The organism is Pseudomonas sp. NBRC 111127 (assembly GCF_001320345.1).
GTDB lineage: Bacteria > Pseudomonadota > Gammaproteobacteria > Pseudomonadales > Pseudomonadaceae > Aquipseudomonas > Aquipseudomonas juntendi.
Genome location: NZ_BCBD01000254.1, coordinates 1 through 4,067, shown reverse-complemented (window position 1 = coordinate 4,067; position 4,067 = coordinate 1). Strand labels below are relative to the sequence as shown.

The window sequence follows — 4,067 nt, the reverse complement described above, 5'->3', positions numbered from 1 at the left end:
TCCCACAATGAATAGCGCAGGCTTTTCAAATTTTTAGAAAGACAGTTGATCCACAACGGGCGGTGTCGCTGTGGCTAGCGACGACTGTGGAGGAAATGCGGCCCGTGCCGTTCACGGCTGCCGCCCCTGGCGCATGGCCCAGGGGTACTGCAACTCCCACTGCCACGCATGCCGGACGATCTGCTCCAACGCGGCGAACTCCGGCCGCCAGCCCAGCACTTGCAACGCTCTGCTGGCATCGGCCACCAACCGCGGCGGGTCGCCGGCGCGGCGGGGGGCGTCCAGTGTGTCGATCTGTCGCCCGGTTACCCCACGCGCCATATCGATCACCTGCTGCACCGAAAAGCCCAGGCCATTGCCCAGGTTGAACGCAGTACGCTCCCCACCCGCCAGCAGGTAGTCCACCGCCAACGCATGCGCCGTAGCCAGGTCCGACACATGCACATAATCGCGAATACAGGTGCCGTCCGGGGTGTCGTAGTCGCGGCCAAACACCGTGACCGCCTCGCGCCGCCCCGATGCCGCCTGCAGGATCAACGGGATCAGGTGGGTCTCCGGCTCATGCCGCTCACCCAACTGGCCCTCCGGGTCGGCACCGGCAGCGTTGAAATAGCGCAGGCAAACCGACTTCAAACCATAGGCACGGTCGAAGTCCTCGAGAATCTGCTCGACCATCCATTTGCTCAAGCCATAGGGGTTGATTGGCTGCTTGCCATGCGCTTCGTCAATAGGCACATACAGCGGGTTGCCGTACACCGCAGCGCTCGACGAAAACACCAGGTACTTGATGCCGGCGTTGACCATGGCCTGCAGCAGCGCAAGGGTGGCAGCCACATTGTTCTGGTAATACTTGCCGGGTGCGCTGACCGATTCACCCACTTGAATGAACGAGGCAAAGTGAAACACCGCGTCGAAATGCACAACGCCGAACAACACATCCAGTGCGGCTTCGTCGGCAATGTCGAGCTTGGCCCATTGAACCCCGGGGCCAGGTGAAACCAGGTCCGCCACCACCACCTCATGGCCGGCGCCCTGCAGGTGCTTGACCATGTGTGAGCCAATGTAGCCGGCGCCACCGACAACCAGGCATTTCATGCGCACCCCCTGTGACCTGCTGTTTTAGCGACGCAGTGAATCGAGCGTAGATGGCCATGTGCCCTATTTCAAGAACAGCCAGTTGGACATGTAGCTGCCGTCGAAGGTCAGGGTGTAGTGCCCGTTGTCGTAGGCCACAGGCAGCGCCTTCAACTGCGCCTGCGCATCGCGGGCGTACAGCTTCAGGCCGGCAGGTGCCTGGATGGTCAGGCGGCCTTCCAGCGGCTCGACATTGAACGGTGTCTTGTCATCGGGCTTGGGCACGGCCCGGGTGCCCAGCGACACCAGCAGGTCCCGCGACTGCCCCAGCGGTTTGTCGTCCAGGCTCTGCACCACGACACTGGCATAGGGCGTAGTCGCCCGCACCTGCACAGCGCCCAGGCTGATCGAACGCCCCCCCAGCCAGCCGGTGGCAGCCTGGGTGAGCGGCGTGTCGATGGTGTAAAGGCCTTGTTGCCAGTTACGCCTGAGCTCGCCCGTGTCGGTGGTCGATTCGCTGGCATCCGCCGGCAACAGCGATTCACCGGGGTCTTGCAGCACGTGCGCGCCGCTTGGGATGGCAGCAGGTTTCAGCCAGGGCAGTTGCGGCGTTTGCGGCAGGGCGATCTGCAAGCGGCCCTTTTCCATGGCAGTACGCAGCAGTGGTGAATTGCGCGGGGTGATTTCCAGGTTGTACAGGGTGGCTGCCGTCGGGGCGAACACATAGTCGGTAGTGGCCGGCTTCACATCGCCGCGGCGGTAGAGCAGGGCGGCAGCGGGCAGGGTGGCGAGCATGCCAGGGTCGTTGTAAGCGTGCCAGTTGTCTGCCGTGCGCCAACCCGGGTTGAACGCCTGTTGGCTGTAGGCATATTGCAGCAGGGCGTCCCAGCCTTGGTGGCTGGCGGTAGCGGCCACGTACAGTGGCAGCGAGTGACGGTCTGGCAGCGGGAACGGCTCGGCGTTCCACTCGGTGACCGTCAGTGGCTTGCCGACCACCTGGGCGGCGCCGATCCAGTCGATCATGCCGTCGCTGGTCAGCGGGTTTTTCTCCAGTTGACCCATGTCCCCATAGCTATGGGCGTCGATCACATCGCCAACACTCAGTGCCGGCAGCGCACTCAGGCCGTTGCCGCCCCAGGTGCTGGTGGTGGCGATCGGCACTTTCACGCCCACGCTGCGCAGGTGGGTGATCATGTCGGCATTGAAGCGCTGCTCCAGGTCGTTGAGGAACAGCTTCGATGGCCCATGCTCCCAGGCACGCCAAGTCAGGTCGGCGGGCAGGTCGTACTGTTTGGCGAAGGCCTTGGCGGCAGCCATGTAGCGTTCGCTGTGGCGCGGCACATCCTTGTTCGGCATCAGGGCATTGCCGTAGTGCTGAGTCAGGTCGTTCTCGTTGGTGATCAGCACGGCGGCAATGGCCGGGTCGTCTTTGTAGGCCAGCCCCGTGTATGGGTTGACGTGGGTCAGGTACTGCTCGGCGAAGCGCTTCATTGCCTGCTGGATACTGCGGTTGACGTAGGCGTAGCCCTTCAGGTCGATGCGCGCTTCGCCTTTGGCCAGTTCGTCGAAGTCTTCGATATTGTCGTTGGCAGTGAGCGCCCGCTGCACATGCATGTCCAGCCAGATGTAGATACCTTCGTCCTTGAGTGCTTTGATCCACAGGTCCAGCTTGCGCAGCGATTCGGCGCTGAGCTGCTGGGTGTCGCGCACCAGGGTACCGTCGCCAAACACATTGGGGCTGACCCAGGGTGAATCGTGATGATGCAGGCGGACCAGGTTGAAACCCAGGGCCGACAAGCGTTTGGCCTGCTGGCGGATCTCCTCGTCGGGGCTTTTGAACAACGCATAGGCCGACAGGTTGGTGCCCCAGAACCGCACGGCGGTGTTGTCGGCAAACACCAGTTGCTCGCCGACCGCCTTGACGAAGCCACGCTTGCCAGCGGGTTTTTCTGCTGCGTTGAGGAACGACAAGTCTACCGGCGCGCTGCGCCAGTCCAACTGGTCGTCTGGCCAGCTGGCCGGGTCGGCCAGGCCGAAGCGTTCGGTGGCTGTGGGTGCGAGCTCGATATCCCCGGTCAGGTTGAGCACGGCCTTGAGCTGTTGCTTGCCGGCAGTGATCGGGTCCTGGTACAGAAACGCGCGCAGCTCAGACGGGTTGCCACGCTCGAAATACACTTTGGCCAAGGGCGGCTCGAAGCGCATTTCGATGCGCCGGCCCTGCTCGGCGTTGCCCCACCACCAGCCGCGGTTGCCTGGCAGCAATTGCGGGGCGCCCATGGCCCCGGTGACCTGCGCAGGGTCGAACTGGAAGACCATGCCGCCCCCCATCACCCCGGCCTTGCGGCTGTGTGCATCGAGCTCGAAGGTCCAGCTCAGCGTTTGCGCCTGCTCCTTGCGGATATCCGCGGCCAGGTCGAAGTCCAGTTCCTTGTTCTTGCCCAGCAGGGTGTAGTGGTACGGCCCGTTGACCTTGAGGTCGGTGTAGAAGCCGGTCCAGCTCCAGTTGGCGGCCCAGAAATCGAACTTGGCTTTCATCACCGGGCCGCCACCACGGCTCACTGTGGGCAGGCCGGTGTGCTCGTCGACACTGACCTGCCAGGCAGACGCCCAGCCCGGTAGTGGCAGCAAGGCCAGGCTGGCGAAGGCCGAAAGGCGGATGAAACCACGCAGGGCGAGCACATTCATGAACATTACCTGGGTTGGAGGTCGGGTTCGGCCAGTGCCACCGCGGGGCTGGCATGCAGCCGCCGCACCATCTGGGTGTAGGCCACGCCCAAACCGGCGATCGACCAGTACACCACGGGGATAAAGGTGATACTGCTGACGGTGAAGATGATCACCAGAATGCCGATCAGCGTTGCCAGCAACACGCGGCCGAGCTGTCGTCGTTCGTCGTCCTTGTCCGGGAAGCTGCGCATCGCCTTGCGGATACCGTGCAGCACCACGGCAAAGAACGCCACGAACAGGCCAAGCCCGACCAGCCCCACGCGCAG

Annotated in this window: 2 protein-coding genes and 1 pseudogene; all 3 read right to left on the bottom strand. The window is 63.4% G+C overall.

The features are described 5' to 3' along the window. Positions 1–111: 111 nt before the first annotated feature. Positions 112–1,095, bottom strand: coding sequence for a UDP-glucose 4-epimerase GalE (gene galE / locus APH30_RS26295; RefSeq protein WP_054914167.1), 984 nt, complete (start codon positions 1,093–1,095; stop codon positions 112–114). A 63-nt stretch (positions 1,096–1,158) separates the two neighbouring features. Further along, positions 1,159–3,759 (bottom strand): cellulase family glycosylhydrolase, encoded by a 2,601-nt coding sequence (locus tag APH30_RS26290; protein WP_054914168.1) that lies wholly within the window; start codon positions 3,757–3,759, stop codon positions 1,159–1,161. A gap of 5 nt (positions 3,760–3,764) precedes the next feature. Further along, positions 3,765–4,067: pseudogene (locus APH30_RS26285) on the bottom strand (O-antigen ligase domain-containing protein); the annotation flags it as partial.

Bases quoted from the DNA above. Each gene is read 5' to 3' on its own strand.
- galE (WP_054914167.1), bottom strand. From the start codon at position 1,095: ATGAAATGCCTGGTTGTCGGTGGCGCCGGCTACATTGGCTCACACATG.
- APH30_RS26290 (WP_054914168.1), bottom strand. From the start codon at position 3,759: ATGAATGTGCTCGCCCTGCGTGGTTTCATCCGCCTTTCGGCCTTCGCC.